Here is a 16,557-nt window from a genome sequence, read left to right as displayed (position 1 = left end):
AAAATAAAATGAAAAAACAACTACTCAGCACCTCTATTGCCTTACTTTGCTTAACCGCTTTTAATACCCATGCAGTTACATACCTATCGGCTAAAGCCATGGTTGATGTTAAAGATGGCAAGCTCATTAAATCACCCTTAATTACTATTGATGATGGCGTAATTACAAACATTGAACAAAATAAAAAACCAACGCTGACTAAAGATGATAAACACATTCAACTCCCTGATTTAACCCTTATGCCAGGTTTAATGGATATGCATGTGCATTTAACGAGTGACCCTACGGTGCCGCGCAGTGAACGTTTAGGCCAGTCAGTTCCTAGAATGGCGATTAAAGCAGCTCATTTTGCTAAAAAAACCTTAGAAGCTGGATTTACAACAGTACGTAATGTTGGTGCAGAAGGTTACAGCGTCATAGCCGTGCGTGACGGCATAAATGCGGGTGACATAGTTGGCCCTCGTATTTGGGCTGCAGGCCCATCACTCGGCATTACTGGCGGGCACTGTGATAACAACCGATTACCTCCTGAGCTTAAATATACTTCAAGTGGCGTCGCAGACGGTCCATGGGCTGCGCGTATAAAAGTACGCGAAAATATTAAATACGGGGCAAATGCTATTAAGTTTTGCGCCACAGGTGGAGTATTTTCAAAAGGGACTAAAGTAGGTGCACAGCAGTATTCTTTTGAAGAAATGAAAGCCATTGTTGATGAAGCCCATATGCGAGATTTACCAGTAGCTGCTCATGCACACGGCACAAGCGGGATTAAAACGGCCATTAAAGCGGGTGTTGATAGCGTAGAGCACGCCAGCTTTTTAGATGACGAGGCCATAGCGCTTGCCAAAGAGCATGGAACTTGGCTTTCTATGGATATTTATAATACCGAATATACGCTCACTTATGGCGAGCAAAACGGCGTAGACGAAGAAAACCTAAATAAAGAGCGCCAAGTTTCTAAAAGGCAACGTGATAGCTTTAGCCGTGCTGTAAAAGCGGGTGTTAAAATGGTGTTCGGTACCGATGCAGCAATTTACCCGCACGGAGATAATGCAAAACAGTTTAGCCGCATGGTTGAATTTGGCATGACAGAACTACAAGCCATTCAAGCATCAACTATTAATAGCGCTAAGTTATTAAAAATGGATACTCAGTTAGGACAAATTAAAACCGGATTTGCAGCTGATATAATTGCGGTAAAAGCAAATCCTCTTAAAAGTATTAAAACCTTAGAGGCAGTACCTTTTGTAATGAAAGCAGGTGTTGTTTATAAAAACCAGTTGTAAATACACACTATTAAGGCTGAGTTTACTCAGCCTTAATAAAACTCTCACCTATCTTGAATATGCCATAAAAGGGACACCATCCCCCTATTAGACTCGCTTTTGTCTATTAATTATCCGAACAGTTTTATTTAATCAAATAAAATGAACTTTCTATTCACTTTAAAAACAATAACCATTATCATTCGCGCAAATTCAATAACGCGAATAGTTATCACTCTATGAAAACGTTTAAGTACTCTCTTATTACTCTTGCTTGTTTAAATGCAAATATGGCATTTGCCCAAAATACACAAGTTGATGCTGATATTGAACGCATCAGCGTATACGAAAAGCAAAACCGCGTGGTGATGAGCTCTGGTCTTGCTACTAAATCAGACATGTCTTTAATGGAAACACCTGCACCGGTTGTAATTATTGACCGAGAACTGATTGAATCTCAAGGTGTAGATAGCTTACAAGATTTAGTTAGAAACGTAAGTGGCTTAACACAAGCAGGTAATAATTACGGTATTGGTGATAACTTAGTAATTCGTGGTTTAGATGCAAACTACACCTACGATGGTATGTATGGTGGTGCAGGCCTGGGTAATACATTTAACCCAACTCGTTCACTTACAAATGTTGAATCTGTTGAGGTTTTAAAAGGCCCTGCAACAGGTTTATATGGCATTGGTAGCGCAGGTGGCGTAATAAACCTAATTGAAAAAAAGCCAGAGTTTGAAGAAAAACACAAAGTATCGGCTGAGCTTGGCCAGTGGGATAGCTATTCATTATCGTTTGATAGCACTAACGCTATAACAGATGATTTAGCTTATCGTGTTATGGCTAAAACAGCGTCAAGTGACGGATTTCGCGATTTAAAAGAAGATCGCGACGAAATTTATACCTCACTTAAATACGTGCTTAATGACAGACAAAACATCATGCTTTCTGCAGCCTATATAAAAGATGAAATAGCGGTTGATTCTATTGGTCACCCTATTCGTATTTACAATGCAGAAACTGCAAATGGTTTAAGCGCGGGTGAAGTAACCGGTGCCGATTTAGTAAACGATCCAACAGGAAGCGGCGTACAGTTAAGTGATGCACAACGCGACCAACTTGCTAATTCATTATCAGCATCTGATGGCTTAACACCTTATAGCTTTGGCACAAATGGTATTATTTCACCAATGGCTGATGCTAACGAAGGTGAAGAGTTGCGTTTTAAATTAACGCATAACTATTACATTACTGACGATTTGTTTTTAAACCAGCAGCTACAGTACCGTAACTACACATCAAGTTTTGCGCGCCAAACTGGTGCATATAACTACGTCTATTCAACACGCGATGGAATAATTAATAACGACCCTCGTGCTCCATTAGTTGAAGACGGTGTACTTTACCCGTATGCAGCACGCCGCCAAGAATACCGCCAAGTAGAAGCAGATGAAAAATCATGGCAGTACTTCTTAGATTTACGTTACGACTTTATGCTAGGCGACGTAGATAACGAATTGCTTGTTAACGCCAACTACGAAGATAGAGATATTCGTTTTAAACAATTCTCAATATGGGATCAAGATTACGTACTCACAAACAATGATGGTGATGTAACGTACCAAGGTTCTTTGCCGTATATTTACGATATAAGAGAACCAAATTGGCCAACCGGTAACTTTGAAGATTACGATCCGCTTAAAACAAGTGACTACAATAAAAAAGTACAAGCATGGGGCTTAGGCATTCAACATGTTGGTTACATAACTGAAGAACTTACAACGCGTATTGGTGTGGCATATAACCGAATTGAGCAAACTTATGAGCACTTTGGTGTTGATGAGCGTTACAGTTCTAGCCGTGCAGAGCCAACACCTGAAGCGAGTACATCAGATTCTGGCTTAACGTATAACCTTGGTGCAACGTATCAGCCATCTGAAGATTTATCTGTATTTGTAAATCATTCAAAAGGACGTACAGCGTATAGTGTATTAGGCTCTGTGGCAGGTAACGAAGCTGACCGAGAAGATTCAGAGTCTATAAGTAACGACCTAGGCTTTAGATTTAAAGCATTTGATGACCAACTACTAGCATCTGTTGTTATATTTGAAAGCTCTCGTACTAATTTAGAATACGCAAACCCGCTTTATGACGCTTTAACATCAAGCTCAGATGTACCTGAAAGCTATTATGATGGTAAAGAGCAAACAAAAGGTGTTGAGCTTGATTTAAATGCTTACTTGAACGATAAATGGAAAGTAAACGTAAATGGTATTTATCAAGATGCACGTGACAAAAGTAATCCTAACAGCAGTAGTTACGACACACGCCAAAAAGGTGTGCCTTACGTAACAGCAAGTACGTGGGTAACCTACTACGCAGATATGTTTAATTTACCTGAAGCTGTAAATATAAGTGGTGGTATTACATTTGTAGATAACAGAAGTACTAATTCAAGTTCATTCTCGATTCCTGATGGTTATGTACCAAGTTATACGACTTACGATACAGCTGTATCGTATACAACTGATAAATGGCATATGCAGTTAAACTTAAATAACTTGTTCAACAAAAAGTATTATTCAAAAGCGATGTTTTTAGGTGGTATGCCAGGGGAAGAGCGTAATGCAAAACTAAGTTTTAGTTACACTCTTTAACTTGTTAACCTGAACTTTGGATAATAAATCTATCTCAAGCAGAGCTCTGGTTAGTTAAATACTTAAAAAGCACGGTTTTCTAATTTAGAAGCCGTGCTTTTTTGTGTTTTATAAACGCTTAATCTAAATTAAATAGTAACCACTATGCGACCGTTAATTTCACCTTTGAGCATATCATCAAAAATTTCGTTAATGTCCTCTAAACGCTTTTCTTCAATAATTGCTTTTACTTTACCTTGAGCGGCAAATTCCAAGCATTCTTGCAAATCTTTACGTGTACCAACAATAGAGCCAACTACTGACACACCATTAAGGACAGTATCAAAAATAGGAAGTGGCATATCCTCTGCAGGTAATCCCACTAATACGCATTTACCGCCACGGCGTACACTTTTATAGGCTTGTTCAAACCCCGCTTTAGACACCGCAGTACACACAACACCATGCGCGCCACCTACTTGTTCAAAAATAGCTTCGCTTGGAACCACCTCTTTAAAATCGAGTGTTATATCTGCGCCTAGCTCTTTAGCAAGCGCGAGTTTTTCTTTACCTGTATCAACAGCTATTACATTAAAACCCATTGCTTTAGCGTACTGTACTGCTAAATGACCAAGCCCGCCCACACCAACAATAGCAACCCACTGCCCTGGTTTAGCACCGGATACTTTTAATGCTTTATAGGTTGTAACACCTGCACAAAATAATGGAGCAGCCTCAGAAAAACCGAGTTCTTCTGGTATTTTTACAACGTAGTCGCCATGCGCTAAACAATATTCTGCATAACTACCGTCAATAGAATAGCCAGTATTGTGCTGCGATAAACACAGTGTTTCTTTGCCATCTAGGCAAAACTCACAGTGCCCACATGCACTATAGAGCCAAGGAATACCCACTCTATCGCCAACTTCTAAGTGTTTTATATTGCTTCCGACTTTTTCGATAACACCGACACCTTCATGCCCTGGTACTAATGGCATTTTTGGCTTTACCGGCCAATCCCCATGACAGGCATGTAAATCTGTATGGCAAACACCACAGGCCGCTATTTTTACTAAAACATCGTTTATTCCCACCTCAGGAATTGGTAGGTCTGTTATTTCTAATTTACCTTTGTATTGAGTATTAATTGCAGCTTTCATAGTCATTCCATCGTATGTGAAAAAAAATTAAAAATAAGGATTTATTTACGTATTGTTGTGTACAACATATCCCAATATAGATGTATAAATATTAATCTAAATCATATTTTAGTCATTTAAATTAACCTATAAGCCTGCTAAGAACTTGCTATCCATAATGAGCGTGCTAGCATTTACTTTCTGAAATTACTGAAAGTTACTAAGCTATGAGTTTATCCGAAAAGAATTTTGCCTTTGTAATGCATTGTGGTGAGATGGGCAGCCGCTGGGGATTCAATCGTACGATCGGACAAATGTGTGGTTTGCTGATTATTACTAAAAACCCAATGACAGCTAATGAGATTGCAGATGCACTTAGTATTTCTCGCGGTAATGTAAGTATGGGCATTAAAGAGCTGCAATCGTGGCAGTTAATTAAAGTACAGCATATTCCTGGCGATCGTAAAGAGTACTACGCCCCTGCTGGCGATATTTGGGATATGGCAAATCGCGTATTTGAAGAACGTAAAAAACGCGAAATTGAGCCCACCTTAACGCTACTACGCGATAACTTATTAGACGAAGCCAGTAACGACGATGAACTTTACGCACAAAAACAAATGGGTGAGATTCACAACCTACTTGAAACCGTCACTAAATGGTCATCAGAACTACAGCGTTTAACGCCAGAGCAACTTAATAAGCTAATGAAGCTAGGTTCTGGAATTGGTAAAGTTATTGACCTAAAAGAAAAGATATTCAAAAAAGAATAAAGCCGCAATTGCGGCTTTATTTATAGGTATATTTTAAAAATTAGATTTTTGGATAACCAATTCTATCCGACAAGTAACCTACACTAGTAGCAAAGTAATACGAGCGATTCCAATGCATAAACACTTTGTAGTTATCGTACGCTAAGTACATACGGCCATTTATATCATCAGGCATAACCAGCGCAGCACGTACGTCTACATTAGGTAAATCAGAACCATCAGCTTTACGAACACCCAGTGCTTGCCAATCAGCTAATGAGCGCTCTGAGTCGTTCCAATATTCTAACCACTGCTTGCGAGTTTTTGTACCACGCACTAAAACGTATTTACTATCAAAGTTTTCAGGTAACTGAACTTGGCGACCCCACGTAAGAGAGTCGTTCCACCCTTCTTGCTTTAGATAATTAGCAATTGAGGCAAAAGCATCTTCTTTTGTAGTCCAAATATCTTTACGACCATCGTTATTGTAATCAACCGCGTAAGCATTAAAAGAGGTAGGCATAAATTGCGTTTGCCCCATTGCGCCTGCCCAAGAGCCTTTAAATTTATCAAGCGTTATGTGGCCCGACTTTAAAATATCCAGTGCAGCCCAAAGTTGGCGCTTATAAAGTGCTTCTCGGCGTCCATCAAAAGCAAGTGTCACTAATGATGAAATAACGTTATGACCGCCTTGAATTGTACCAAAGTTACTTTCAAGTCCCCAAAGCGCGACTATAAAGCGTGCTTGTACGCCAAACTCTTTCGCTACTTTTTCAAGTACCTCTTTGTTTTCTGCGTAAAGCTTACGTGCGCGGTCAATTTTCCATTGTGGTACACGTTTTGGTAAATACGTTTCAAGGGTTTCTTTTACTTCTGGCTGGTTTTTGTCAGCCGAAACCACTTTTTCTTTATACGTTGCTGTTGCAAACGCATCGTCAATAAGTTTGGCTTCATAACCTTTTGCGATAGCTTCTTGCTTTAAATTCGCTAAATAATCATGAAATTCAGCCTGAGTTTTTGCCATAACAGGTGAGCTTAAACATACACCACATAATATAACGATAAGTTTTTTAATCACTATCAACTCCATTGTCTTTTCGTAATTGGCTTAGCAAATTTTGCTCAGGTGGTGGAATTTGTAAGTAGTAGCCTTTATCAGGATTTGATAACGCTGCTTTTACAGTTTCTAAATCTGCCCCACCTAAATGCTCACGTTTTGCTAAATTGATGATCATCACATAAACAGGTTGACCAAACATGGTCATCAAAGGTTCCGGAACTTTACTAAAATCATCTCTTTTTTCAACAAATAAGAACGTATCCGCTTTTTTCTTACTTTTATATACTGCAGTGAGCATTATGGCCCTATAAATTCTTGCTTAACAATGCCGCACACTATAACATGAGAGTAATAATAAGTTAGAAAAATTAGATTAGAAATTTCAATAAAGGCCCTATTCAGCCTACGTTTATCTAAAATTAATTTCTAATCAGACAAATCAATTGAGCGTGTATGTCGGACCAAATTTTTGAGTTAAAAGGGAATCTTTTTACGTTATCAGTTTTGCATCTTTATAGTACTGATATAAACCTTTTAGCAGAACAACTGTATGTAAAAATAGCCCAGGCCCCTAAGTTTTTTGAGGGTGCGCCTATTGTCGTTAATTTAATTGAAATTAAAAACAGTTCACTTGATTTTGTTCACTTAAAATCATTAATCGAGCGAATGAGTTTTAATGCGGTTGGTGTGTGTAATGGCTCAGATGAGCAACATACTCAAGCAAAGGCAGCTGGCTTATCTGTTTTAAATTATTCACAAGACGTTAAGAGCGAACCTGTTAAACAAGAGCCCAATACATCGATTGTAGAAAAAACGGTGCATTTACCAGCGCAAATTATCAGCGGTACAGTTCGCTCTGGACAACAAGTTTATGCAAAAGATAGAGATTTGATAGTACTTGGCGCAGTTAGTCATGGTGCGGAGGTCATTGCCGATGGGAATGTGCATATTTATGGCACGTTACGCGGTCGCGCTATTGCAGGCGCAAAAGGTTTTAAAGAAGCACACATTTTTTGCCAAAAACTTGAAGCCGAGCTGGTTTCAATAGATGGTAACTACTGGATCAGTGATTCGCTACAAGGTGAACATTGGGGAAATGCAGTGCAAATACAACAAAAAGACGAATCATTAGAAATTTCAGCTTTGGTTAAAGGATAAATCTCATGGCAAAAGTAATTGTCGTTACCTCAGGTAAAGGCGGTGTTGGTAAAACAACATCAAGTGCTGCAATTGGCACAGGCTTAGCGTTAAAAGGCTATAAAACAGTTATTATCGACTTTGATATTGGTTTACGTAACTTAGATTTAATTATGGGTTGTGAACGCCGCGTTGTTTATGACTTTGTAAATGTAATTAATGGTGAGGCAAACCTTAACCAAGCGCTTATTAAAGATAAACGTGTAGATAAATTATTTTTACTACCTGCTTCACAAACTCGTGATAAAGATGCTTTAACACGTGAAGGTGTTGAACGCGTACTAAATGAACTAAAAGAAGACTTTGATTACATAGTATGTGATTCACCAGCAGGTATTGAAGCTGGCGCTATGATGGCAATGTACTTTGCTGATGAAGCAATTGTTACAACAAACCCAGAAGTGTCGTCAGTTCGAGATTCAGATCGTATTTTAGGTATTTTACACAGCAAATCAAAACGTGCTGAAGAAGGCCTAGAAAATATTAAAGAACACTTACTATTAACACGCTATAACCCTGGTCGTGTTGAAAAAGGTGAAATGCTATCGGTAGAAGATGTGCAAGATATTCTGTCAATCCCATTATTAGGGGTTATTCCTGAATCGCAAGCGGTATTAAGTGCTTCAAACTCAGGCCAACCTGTTATATTGGATACAGAATCTGATGCAGGCCAAGCTTATTCTGATGCAATTAACCGCTTACTAGGTGAAACCGTCGATTTTCGCTTCTTAGACGTTGAGAAAAAAGGCTTATTTAAACGGATTTTTGGAGGTTAACGTGTCTTTACTTGACTACTTCCGCTCAGAAAAGAAAAACAGTGCGTCACTAGCAAAAGAGCGATTGCAGATCATTGTCGCGCACGAGCGTTCTCAACGAGGAACGCCGGATTACTTACCACAATTAAAACAAGATATTTTAGATGTGATCCGTAAATACGTGAACGTAAGTACCGATGCAGTTCAGGTTCAGTTTGATCAAAACGAAGACGATTTAGCCGTACTTGAGCTAAACGTTACACTACCTGATGAAGAAAAGAAGTAATTGAAGAAAGGGCGCTTTATAAGCGCCCTCTTTATTTTCCAAATCTCTTCTTTTAACCAAAGCAGCTGTTTATAAAGTATAAGTAAGCTTGTTTATAAAAATAATTTTTATAAATTATAGTTTTACTTTCACACCCAGCATAAACTCATGACTTGCTGCACTATCTATTTTAAAACCATCGGTAAAATCATCTTGCCCTGTTTTAACGTCACCAAACTCAATATATTGGTATTCAGTATAAACAGATACTGTTTTGTTAATTTCATAGTTAACACCAGCACCCACGTTCCATGTAAAATCTGTAGAGTTATCATCTGCGTAATTATCATAATAACCATCTACTGCACCATCAAAAGCATCGAAACCTGCAATACCAGCGCCACCAAGTTTAGCGGAATAACTATTATCAGCTAACCCTAAGCCTAATTTTATATAAGGAGTGAATGCTGTTGTATTAGTAAAGTCATAAAAGCCTTCTATCGTATAAGTCGTGCTTTGTAAGTCGCCATTTAATGAGTACTGCTCACCATCTCGAGCGCCAGATCCTATTTTTGATTCATTAAAATCACTATCGTGGTAACCAATGCGAGCCTCTAATCTAAATTGTTGATTAAATTTATAACCTAAACCAATAATTGCAACACTCCCGTTTCCTGCATCAAACTCTGAAGGAAAGTCTTCATCTACTGCTATATTATTACCGATTGCCTTTGAATCATTTGCCTGTGTGCTGTAACCAAGTTGTGCCGTACCATAAAAACCTTCAGCCTGTGCTAATAAAGGAGTTACAGAGGTAATTGCAAGTGCTAAAAAGATGCTTTTGTTAATTTTTTTCATTGTAGTTCCTGAAGTATTAATACTGCCAATTACGACTTTGTTAATGGCAAATTGAGTGTTGATTAATTCGGAAGTAATATAACTTTTAGTTATTATGATGAATATATACAATAAACATACTTAACAGTTTAAATAAACAGAACAATGATAAATCATTTACGCCATATGGCCGTTTTTACAAAAGTTGTTGATTTAGGATCTTTTAGATTAACGGCGAAAGAATTAGGACTTGCTCCCTCTCGTGTAAGCCAGACTATTTCTGATCTAGAAAGTTTTTTAGGAGTAACTCTACTTCATAGAACGACCCGAAAGCTTTCACTCACAAAAGAGGGCAACACATTTTATAAACATGTTTGTCAGATATCTAAAAGTGCAGAAGCTGGCCTTAACGATATAAGTTCATTGGCAGCAGAGCCTAAGGGGACTTTAAAAATATCTCTTCCAGCTTTTTTGGCTTCTTCTCATATGTCTTCTGCCATTGCAGAGTTTGCGAAGAAATTTCCTAAAATAACCCTGAACTTAATTTATTCAGATCATATTATGAATATCATGGATGAAGGGTTGGATTTGAGCATCCGTGTAGGTTGGCTAGAAGATAGCTCTATGGTTGCAAGAAAAATTAGCGAAAGTAGTAGGTTATTAGTTGCTGGAAAAGAGTTTATAAATAGATATAAAACACCTGTTCACCCTCATGACTTGAAAAATTGGGACTGGATACATTTTAGCATGCGGTCAAATACAATTGAGTTTACTTCCGCGACAAACGAAACTGTTAGCATTATAGAGAACTCACGTATTAACGTTAACAGCGCCTGGGCAATGAGCTATTTTGCTACAAAAAACCTTGGCCTTGCTATTTTGCCCGAGCATCTGGCACTGGAGCATATTGCAACCGGTAAACTCGTGCATGTATTACCTAATTGGACTTTAAAACCTCTTGGGTATTATGCAGTTTGGCCAAATAACTCGCGAAGAGAAAACCTAACTTTAATGTTAGTTAGGTTTTTAGCTGAACGAGGATTGTCATCTGACACCTTTTAAAGGGTTTAGTTATCCCACTCTTTTAAAGCGTCTTTAACGTAGGTATAGCGCCAAGAGCTTAATAAATCAGGCTTAATATGGCTTTGTTTTTGCTCATTAGTTAACTTCCAATTCCAACTAATCAATTGATTAATTTGCTTTTTAGAGGCCATAACGTCTTCTGGTATATTGTGCTCTTTAGCGACTTTAGTGATCTTTTGTTTAATATCTTTGGCTACTTTTTTATAGGTAGGAAAATCAATTAAGCGCTTAAGTACATCAGGGTGCTCAGCATCTGGTATTGCTTTGGCAACTTCAATACACTTGATTATATCTACACCAGAGCGATTAACTTCAATAGCTTCAACTCCTGGAATTTGACGTAGAGCATTTAAACTTGAAGGACCACGTTTGGCAATTTCAGTCATGTTATGTTCTTTTAACACAAAATTTAGCGCTAAATTTTTCTTAATGGCTTTGTTTCTGCGCCATACAGCAAGTTCTTTTAAAACCGCGAGTTCGTGCGGTTTGAGTTGCCATGCATTCTTAATATCTTTATATAAAAGCTCGTCTGGTGTTTGAAATGCACGTTTTTTAGCTATCAGCTCACTCTCGTTTATTACAATGTCAAAGAACCCAGCGGCATTAATACGCTCTATAATCAGCTCGAAACACGGCAATAAGTAAAAAGTATCTGCAGCAGCATAATCTAACTGTTTTTTAGTTAACGGACGTTGCAGCCAGTTAGTACGTGACTCACTTTTATCTATTTCAATACCTTGCAACTCTTTTACCATAAGGGCAAAGCCCATACAGTTACCTTCCCCAAGTAACTGCAACGCAAATTGTGTATCAAAAAGTGGGGATGGAACAAAGCCTGCGTATTTTTGAAAAACCTCAATATCTTCTGAAGGAGAATGCAGTACTTTTAAAACACTAGGATCTTTTAGTATTTCCCAAAAATCGAATAATGAGAGCTCAGCTAACGGATCGATAAGCGCTAAATGCTCACCATCAAAAACTTGGATAAGTGCAACTTCTGGATACAAAGTGCGACGACGCATAAACTCAGTATCAATAGCTAAAATAGGCTTATTTTTTATTTGTTCAACAAAAGTGTTCAGTTGATTTTGGGTTTCGATCAATTGGTATTGCACTTAATCTCCTACAATAAAAAAGCCGACATATGTCGGCTTTTTTATAGGTTGCTAATCTTTCAAGGCTCTTCGGAGTATTTTACCTACGTTAGTTTTAGGTAACTCATCCCTAAACTCTACCAGTTTTGGGACCTTGTAATTAGTTAAATTATCACGACAGTGACTTATTATATCTTTTTCAGTTAAAGAAGGGTCTTTTTTAACAACAAAAACTTTAACTTGTTCACCACTTACATCGTGAGGAATACCAATAGCAGCAACTTCAAGCACACCTTCGTGCATAGCCACTACCTCTTCTATCTCATTAGGGAAAACATTAAAGCCAGATACAATGATCATGTCTTTTTTGCGATCTACAATAAAGAAGAAACCTTCATCGTCATAAGTTGCAATATCACCTGTTGCAAACCAGCCATCTTTTAAACATTCAGCTGTTGCATCTGGTCGCTTGTAATAGCCCACCATAACCTGCGGGCCTTTCACACACATTTCACCCGGTTCACCTTTAGCGGCTTCTTCACCGTTATCAAGTATTAGCTTAATCTCTGTATTAGGCGCAGGCAAACCAATTGAGCCGTTATATGCTTCTAAATCATAAGGACTAATAGTTACTAATGGAGAACATTCTGTAAGGCCATAGCCTTCCATTAATTTTGAGCCAGTCACTTTTTGCCACTTTTCAGCAACAGGACGTTGCACGGCCATACCGCCACCAAGTGACATTTTTAAATGACTGAAATCAAGTTCAGCAAAACCTGGTGTGTTTAATAAACCGTTAAATAACGTATTAACACCAGTAATAGCTGTAAATTTATGCTGACCTAGCTCTTTAACAAATCCAGGCATATCTCGTGGATTTGTGATTAATATATTTAAACCACCGTACTTCATAAACGTCAGGCAGTTAGCTGTTAAAGCAAATATATGATAAAGCGGTAAAGCGGTAACAACAACTTCTGTCCCACGATTTAACACTTTGTCTAAACAGCCTGAAACTTGCTCAAGGTTACCAACCATATTGCCATGGCTCAGCATTGCCCCTTTTGATACACCTGTTGTGCCACCGGTGTACTGTAAAAAAGCAAGATCTGACAAGCTCATTTCAGGACGTGTATATTTAGTTTCGTCTGCAGCTAAAACGTCTGAAAAGTTAATTGTGTTTGGTAAGTTGAACTTTGGCACCATTTTTTTAATGTGCTTCACAACAAAGTTAACTATGTGCTTTTTAAGCCCACCAACCATGTCGCCTACTTGCGTTACTACAATGTGTTTAACATCAGTGTGTGCCAGCGACTTTTCAAGTGTGTCAGCAAAGTTTGCTAAAATGAAAATAGCGGTAGTGTCAGAATCCTTTAACTGATGCTCTAATTCACGCACAGTGTAAAGTGGGTTAACATTTACAACCACACAACCTGCACGTAAAATACCTAAAATGGTGACTGGTGTTTGTAGTAAGTTAGGCATCATTACGGCAACTTTGTCGCCTTTTTTAAGACCTAAATCATTTTGAATGTAGGATGCAACTTTTTTTGTTGCTGTATCTATTTCGCTATAAGACAGCGTTTTACCCATGTTAGTAAATGCAGGTAAATCGGTGTAGTCAGTAAAACTTTTTTCGAACACTTCGAGTAACGAGTTGTAATGCTCAGGATCGATTGTTTCAGGCATACCCTCTGGGTAGCGCTTAAGCCAGATTTTTTCCACTCTTAGCCCCTGTTTATAATTATATTTTTATTAACCTTAATCTAAGTAAGGCGCTTTAACAATTGAGCAAATACTCTAATGGAGGAATAATCCCACATTTTACGTAAACTTACAATTAACATGCACCATTTTGCAGCATAAAGTCTTGAATATGCTTAAAACAGTGTTCACTACTTTGCATATGACAGTGGTGCCCACCATCTACATTAATTACCTTTAAGCTATTGTAATAACTAATATACTTTGCCAGATTTTGTTTTACAAACGAATAACCTTCGTTACCTAAAATTAATTGACACGGTGCAATTAAATCTTTTATTGCACCAATACATTGCGCCTCATCAAACCTAAAACCTGAGTGATTTTTAAGCTTTGGATCAGTTGTTAATGTATAACCATCTAAAACCGATTTTATATTTCGCTGCATTAAAAGAGCAATAAGCTCACTATTCAAATCGGTTGCTTGAGCACGTGCTTCATAAATAAGCTCTTTCGATTTATAAACTCTCTGCTTCTTATTTTTTAAACGCGCTCTATTTAATACTGCACTTTTTAGCTGTTCACATACGCCTTCGCTAGGAGTTGTAACACACCCAATCCCCTCAATAAAGGTAACAGATTTTACATAATCACCAAAGCAACTAGCAAAAAGCCCTGCAACCATGGCTCCCATCGAATGCCCAACTAAATGAACTTTTTTAACACCAAGCGCATTAATAAGTTGGTACACATCATCAATATAATCAACAAAATAATAATGTGCATCATCACTTCGCCAAGATGATAAACCATGCCCAACAAAATCAATACAGTACCAAGTGTGCTTTGGCTTAGCTTTACTTAACATTGGTATAAAACTGTGGCAGTTATCTAACCAACCATGCAACGCTATTACTATTTCATCCCCAGAACCTACTTTTAAGCCATGAATATTCAAGTTATTGGTTTCAATATTAAATGGCTGCACGGCAAGTCCTTTATTAATTTAGAGCATCATTATTTATAGCATACAAGTTGTCAGACCACTAACCGAGAAAATGGTGCCAAATTCGCTATTTAATTATCTTGATGATCTAAAGAAAGCAAAAAATATAAAATAAAATTTAAACAATATCATAAGTTTAATTACAAAAAAAATAAGCTGATCTTTTTAAATATGTTTGCTTTGTATACCTTTTGAACAATTAAAAGGTGATAGCATTATATGTAGTTAAGCTATAACCAGTATAATTTAAATAAATAGAACTAACAGCGTTAACTACAATTCTATTCATATAACCCTAAATTATAAATATCTTAGATATTCATTTATTTATCATGCTATCTGTATACAATATCAGCGGCTATTAAATAAGGTACACTCATAAGGTACACAACCATGAAAAAACAGATCAGCTTATTAGCGCTTTTATGCACCGCTTCTGGTGCTTACGCAGAATCAGCACCTAAAAATGTAATTTATATGATTGGTGACGGCATGGGTCCGGCTTACACCACGGCTTATCGCTATTTTAAAGACGACCCTGCAACAAAAGAAGTAGAAGGCACGGTTTTTGACACTATTTTAAAGGGTATGGCTCGTACCTACCCTGATGACCATACTTATGTGACAGACAGCGCAGCAGGTGCTACAGCACTCAGTAGCGGTCATAAAAGTTACAATGGCGCAATTGCAGTAGATACAGACAAAAAATCAGTTAAAACCATGCTTGAAATAGCAAAAGAGCGCGGTATGACAACAGCGCTTGTAGCAACTTCACAAATTAACCACGCAACTCCAGCAAGTTTTGCGGCGCATAATGAATCACGTAATAATTATAATGACATTGCCAATGACTACATCGACAATAAAATTGCGGGTAAATTACCGGTTGATTTAATGCTTGGTGGCGGTACTAAATACTTCATTCGTGATGACCGTAATTTAGTTGATGAATTTAAAGCCGCTGGTTATCAATATGGCGACGACATTAAAAACCTAGGGCAAATTACACAAATACCTGCAATTGGTTTATACGCATCTAAAGGCTTACCTTTTGCTTTAGATGAAAACCCAACTCGTCTTACTCAATTAACGTCTAAAGCACTTGGTTTATTAGATAATCAAAACAAAGAAGGCTTTTTTGTGATGATTGAAGGCAGCCAAATTGATTGGTGTGGTCACTCTAACGATATAGCCTGTGCAATGGCTGAGATGGATGATTTTGCTAAATCAATCGAAAAAGCAAAAGCGTATGTTGATAAAAACAAAGATACTATTTTAGTCATCACTGCAGATCACTCTACAGGCGGGTTAACCCTTGGCGCGCATGGTCAGTACAAATGGGAAACTGATGTAGTAAAAGGTGTTAAAGCAACTGCTGGTAAATTAACTCAACTTTTACTGGATTCTGATGATTTAGAATCAGTATGGACTGCTAACACCAATATTGAATTTACAACTGAAAACCAAATAAAACTTGAGCAAGCTAAAAAAATGGGTGAAAAAGCGCTTAATTTAGCCGTTAAGAGTATTATTAGCGATGCAAGCTTTACTGGCTGGACAACAGGCGGACATACTGCTGTAGACGTGCAGGTATTTGCCTATGGTAAAGGCAGTGAGCAATTTATTGGTTCACAAAATAATACTGATATAGCCGATAAGCTGATTGGCTTTATTAAGCAGTAAGCTTTACGTATTTTTGAACACAAAAAGCCCGAACACATGTTCGGGCTTTTTATTAAATTTTATAGCTGTATTTATCTA

15 protein-coding genes are annotated in these 16,557 nt (G+C 37.8%); 8 read left to right on the top strand and 7 right to left on the bottom strand.

The window, feature by feature from the left end; translation table 11 throughout:
* Positions 1–8: 8 nt before the first annotated feature.
* Together FFU37_RS17105 and FFU37_RS17100 are read left to right on the top strand one after the other, a co-directional pair.
* Entirely contained in the window at positions 9–1,286 is a 1,278-nt protein-coding gene (locus FFU37_RS17105; RefSeq protein WP_039487723.1) for a Xaa-Pro dipeptidase, read from the top strand.
* 218 nt (positions 1,287–1,504) lie between these two features.
* Positions 1,505–3,925 carry a TonB-dependent receptor gene (locus tag FFU37_RS17100; RefSeq protein ID WP_138490081.1) on the top strand — a complete coding sequence of 807 codons (2,421 nt, stop codon included), beginning with the start codon at positions 1,505–1,507 and terminating at the stop codon, positions 3,923–3,925.
* 128 nt (positions 3,926–4,053) lie between these two features.
* Here FFU37_RS17100 and adhP read toward each other — a convergent pair whose 3' ends face one another.
* Positions 4,054–5,064 carry an alcohol dehydrogenase AdhP gene (gene adhP / locus FFU37_RS17095; protein ID WP_138490080.1) on the bottom strand — a complete coding sequence of 337 codons (1,011 nt, stop codon included), beginning with the start codon at positions 5,062–5,064 and terminating at the stop codon, positions 4,054–4,056.
* Between the two features lie 206 nt (positions 5,065–5,270).
* On the opposite strand from adhP, the gene FFU37_RS17090 reads away from it, so the two are divergent.
* The gene (locus tag FFU37_RS17090) at positions 5,271–5,816 is read left to right on the top strand and encodes a GbsR/MarR family transcriptional regulator (protein ID WP_024596846.1); all 546 of its coding nucleotides are present in this window, start codon (positions 5,271–5,273) and stop codon (positions 5,814–5,816) included.
* Positions 5,817–5,856: 40 nt separating this feature from the next.
* Here the strand turns inward: FFU37_RS17090 and FFU37_RS17085 are convergent, their stop codons facing one another.
* Both FFU37_RS17085 and FFU37_RS17080 read right to left on the bottom strand, forming a co-directional pair.
* On the bottom strand, positions 5,857–6,873 hold the full coding sequence (locus FFU37_RS17085) for a lytic murein transglycosylase (RefSeq protein ID WP_138490079.1): 1,017 nt from the start codon (positions 6,871–6,873) through the stop codon (positions 5,857–5,859).
* Positions 6,866–7,153, bottom strand: a complete 288-nt coding sequence (locus tag FFU37_RS17080) for a YcgL domain-containing protein (protein ID WP_008134235.1) — start codon at positions 7,151–7,153, stop codon at positions 6,866–6,868. The genes FFU37_RS17085 and FFU37_RS17080 overlap by 8 nt, the downstream gene beginning before the upstream one ends.
* Positions 7,154–7,308: 155 nt before the next feature.
* Here FFU37_RS17080 and minC point away from each other — a divergent pair, with 155 nt between their 5' ends.
* Genes minC through minE form a run of 3 tightly spaced genes read left to right on the top strand, consistent with a single transcriptional unit; the run spans position 7,309 to position 9,093 of the window.
* Positions 7,309–8,013 (top strand): septum site-determining protein MinC, encoded by a 705-nt coding sequence (minC, locus tag FFU37_RS17075; RefSeq protein WP_024596847.1) that lies wholly within the window; start codon positions 7,309–7,311, stop codon positions 8,011–8,013.
* Positions 8,014–8,018: 5 nt separating this feature from the next.
* Positions 8,019–8,828: a septum site-determining protein MinD gene (gene minD / locus FFU37_RS17070; RefSeq protein ID WP_004334708.1), complete on the top strand. Its 810-nt coding sequence runs from the start codon at positions 8,019–8,021 to the stop codon at positions 8,826–8,828.
* A 1-nt stretch (position 8,829) separates the two neighbouring features.
* Entirely contained in the window at positions 8,830–9,093 is a 264-nt protein-coding gene (gene minE, locus FFU37_RS17065; protein WP_004334706.1) for a cell division topological specificity factor MinE, read from the top strand.
* Positions 9,094–9,207: 114 nt separating this feature from the next.
* On the opposite strand, the gene FFU37_RS17060 is transcribed toward minE, so the two are convergent.
* A complete protein-coding gene (locus FFU37_RS17060) occupies positions 9,208–9,930 on the bottom strand; it encodes an outer membrane protein (protein ID WP_039487716.1) in 723 nt (240 codons plus the stop codon).
* 144 nt (positions 9,931–10,074) lie between these two features.
* Between FFU37_RS17060 and FFU37_RS17055 the strand changes: the two genes are divergently transcribed.
* On the top strand, positions 10,075–10,971 hold the full coding sequence (locus FFU37_RS17055; RefSeq protein WP_039487714.1) for a LysR family transcriptional regulator: 897 nt from the start codon (positions 10,075–10,077) through the stop codon (positions 10,969–10,971).
* Between the two features lie 5 nt (positions 10,972–10,976).
* Here the strand turns inward: FFU37_RS17055 and rnd are convergent, their stop codons facing one another.
* The 3 genes from rnd to FFU37_RS17040 form a co-directional block, all read right to left on the bottom strand.
* A complete protein-coding gene (gene rnd / locus FFU37_RS17050) occupies positions 10,977–12,107 on the bottom strand; it encodes a ribonuclease D (RefSeq protein WP_138490078.1) in 1,131 nt (376 codons plus the stop codon).
* A gap of 51 nt (positions 12,108–12,158) precedes the next feature.
* Complete coding sequence (gene fadD / locus FFU37_RS17045; protein WP_002960239.1) at positions 12,159–13,811, bottom strand: long-chain-fatty-acid--CoA ligase FadD; 1,653 nt, start codon at positions 13,809–13,811, stop codon at positions 12,159–12,161.
* 115 nt (positions 13,812–13,926) lie between these two features.
* Positions 13,927–14,778 (bottom strand): alpha/beta hydrolase, encoded by an 852-nt coding sequence (locus tag FFU37_RS17040; RefSeq protein WP_138490077.1) that lies wholly within the window; start codon positions 14,776–14,778, stop codon positions 13,927–13,929.
* 411 nt (positions 14,779–15,189) lie between these two features.
* Between FFU37_RS17040 and FFU37_RS17035 the strand changes: the two genes are divergently transcribed.
* Entirely contained in the window at positions 15,190–16,479 is a 1,290-nt protein-coding gene (locus tag FFU37_RS17035; RefSeq protein ID WP_039487709.1) for an alkaline phosphatase, read from the top strand.
* Positions 16,480–16,557 lie beyond the last annotated feature (78 nt).

It is taken from the genome of Pseudoalteromonas distincta, assembly GCF_005877035.1.
In the GTDB taxonomy this organism is placed as follows: domain Bacteria; phylum Pseudomonadota; class Gammaproteobacteria; order Enterobacterales; family Alteromonadaceae; genus Pseudoalteromonas; species Pseudoalteromonas distincta.
The sequence above is the reverse complement of the archived record's forward strand: the minus strand, read 5'-3'. Positions and strand labels throughout refer to the sequence as shown.

What these genes read in the sequence shown, in the direction of transcription:
- FFU37_RS17055 (WP_039487714.1), top strand. Translation starts at nt 10,075, where the DNA reads ATGATAAATCATTTACGCCATATGGCCGTTTTTACAAAAGTTGTTGAT.
- minC (WP_024596847.1), top strand. Translation starts at nt 7,309, where the DNA reads ATGTCGGACCAAATTTTTGAGTTAAAAGGGAATCTTTTTACGTTATCA.
- FFU37_RS17035 (WP_039487709.1), top strand. Translation starts at nt 15,190, where the DNA reads ATGAAAAAACAGATCAGCTTATTAGCGCTTTTATGCACCGCTTCTGGT.
- FFU37_RS17100 (WP_138490081.1), top strand. Translation starts at nt 1,505, where the DNA reads ATGAAAACGTTTAAGTACTCTCTTATTACTCTTGCTTGTTTAAATGCA.
- adhP (WP_138490080.1), bottom strand. Translation starts at nt 5,064, where the DNA reads ATGAAAGCTGCAATTAATACTCAATACAAAGGTAAATTAGAAATAACA.
- FFU37_RS17105 (WP_039487723.1), top strand. Translation starts at nt 9, where the DNA reads ATGAAAAAACAACTACTCAGCACCTCTATTGCCTTACTTTGCTTAACC.
- FFU37_RS17080 (WP_008134235.1), bottom strand. Translation starts at nt 7,153, where the DNA reads ATGCTCACTGCAGTATATAAAAGTAAGAAAAAAGCGGATACGTTCTTA.
- FFU37_RS17060 (WP_039487716.1), bottom strand. Translation starts at nt 9,930, where the DNA reads ATGAAAAAAATTAACAAAAGCATCTTTTTAGCACTTGCAATTACCTCT.
- FFU37_RS17090 (WP_024596846.1), top strand. Translation starts at nt 5,271, where the DNA reads ATGAGTTTATCCGAAAAGAATTTTGCCTTTGTAATGCATTGTGGTGAG.
- minD (WP_004334708.1), top strand. Translation starts at nt 8,019, where the DNA reads ATGGCAAAAGTAATTGTCGTTACCTCAGGTAAAGGCGGTGTTGGTAAA.